Annotated in this window: 3 protein-coding genes; all 3 read left to right on the forward strand. The window is 49.6% G+C overall.

Going from position 1 to position 1,482, the window contains the following annotated elements:
- Positions 1 to 100: 100 nt before the first annotated feature.
- The gene (locus G462_RS0120060) at positions 101 to 373 is read left to right on the forward strand and encodes a hypothetical protein (protein WP_035478550.1); all 273 of its coding nucleotides are present in this window, start codon (positions 101 to 103) and stop codon (positions 371 to 373) included.
- 225 nt (positions 374 to 598) lie between these two features.
- The gene (locus G462_RS0120065; protein WP_026960561.1) at positions 599 to 916 is read left to right on the forward strand and encodes a hypothetical protein; all 318 of its coding nucleotides are present in this window, start codon (positions 599 to 601) and stop codon (positions 914 to 916) included.
- A 242-nt stretch (positions 917 to 1,158) separates the two neighbouring features.
- On the forward strand, positions 1,159 to 1,341 hold the full coding sequence (locus G462_RS0120075) for a hypothetical protein (RefSeq protein ID WP_026960563.1): 183 nt from the start codon (positions 1,159 to 1,161) through the stop codon (positions 1,339 to 1,341).
- The last annotated feature ends 141 nt before the right edge of the window (positions 1,342 to 1,482 follow it).

The following is a 1,482-nucleotide window of genomic DNA, read 5'->3' on the forward strand; positions in this document are numbered from 1 at the left end:
CTCCTGTTTAGCGAAGACGCGATCAGGTGTGAGGTTTAACCGATTAAACAGGTTTTATCGCCGCTTGCGAGCGGCCAAATAGGACAAAGGAATCTTCGATATGGCTGATGGAATTACAGTGGACTACCACACCTCTGACTCAAACCAGTTTTTGGTGGCCAAAGGCGACCATTCAAAAGAAGCGATACTCGCGGCGGCAGTCGATCAGAATGTCATTGATAAAGATGATCTGCAGGAGTTCCAAGCGGCTGACTATTACCAGTCAAATTACAAAGTTGTTCCAGCGGGCGAGGACTCTGGATACAGCTGTTGGCACCATCGCGTAGAGAAACCCTGCAGGGGCTCTTACTTTGCGTCGGTACTGTGTAAATAGAACCAAGGAATCTAGGTGCTCTATGGATAAAGTAATTTGCGAGCAGTGCGGCGAGGGCGTAATGCGTCCACTAACCGATCTGCCCCAAACGGACCTGCAAGATGATGATAGTGCTGTGACTGCTACAGAGTGCGTTTGCAGCCACTGTGGGGCTGTTGAGACATACAGCGTTTAACAAAGGGAACTTTTTAACCGGGCAATGACCCAGTAGGTAAGGGGAATATGATGCAAGAAGAAGTAGTGATGGTTGAGTTGGAAGGTTGCCGCGAACCTCGTCCCTTTGACTGGAAGTTGCAGCAACACTGTTGCCCTCAAAGGCTGCTTGCCGCCGCAAAACAGTATGGTCTTTCGATGGATGCAGGGCCGGAAGGTTCAGTTGAAGTGTGGAGGGATGATAAAGGCCAGTTCCGCTGCCAGTTCACTGAGTCGCACGTGGTGGATGAAAGCAGTATCAGTGTTGGTGATGCAGATGCGGCTGAGCAATGGCTAAATCAGTGGTGGCCGAAACAATATGATGCTGTCGATAACGATGGGATTGGATAAAGGCAACTGACGATGATCGCTGCCAATTACACTCTCCACCTTTACTGCGATTGTGATGCTTGCGAAGCATATCAAGGTGAAGTCGAGCACCATCCGGGTTTCGGCGAGTATGTCGGCGAGAATTGGTCTGAGGTGGCTAAGCAAGCTCGCAATGCGGGCTGGCGTATCAGCAAGGACAGGACTCGCTGTTTCGCCCCTGGGCACAAAATGAAACGAAATTTTGAGTAAGGGTATTCAAGGCAATGGATAACGATAACTTTTTTGTGATGCTTCAAACCCAGAAGGGTGGTATCACGCCAATGCTCTATGAAAATGAAGAGTTGGCCACGTTTGCTACAGAGGAAGAGGCTCACGCCGCTGCTGCCGAAAGCATTCTAGGTGAAGCGTTTGGGTACGAGGTATTTGAACGTGGTTGCGGTTGCTAATTTAACAGGCTCACTGGGACCATGGTTCCAGTTTTAACGGTAAGGCAAATTTTGGCATGGCAAAGCTAACGCTCAAACAGCAGATCGCACAGCTGGAACTAGAAAAACAGCTGCTAGCAACTCAAAACGCCGGGTTACGGA

The sequence above is a fragment of the Aliagarivorans taiwanensis DSM 22990 genome, from assembly GCF_000429505.1.
Classification (GTDB): Bacteria; Pseudomonadota; Gammaproteobacteria; order Enterobacterales; family Celerinatantimonadaceae; genus Aliagarivorans; species Aliagarivorans taiwanensis.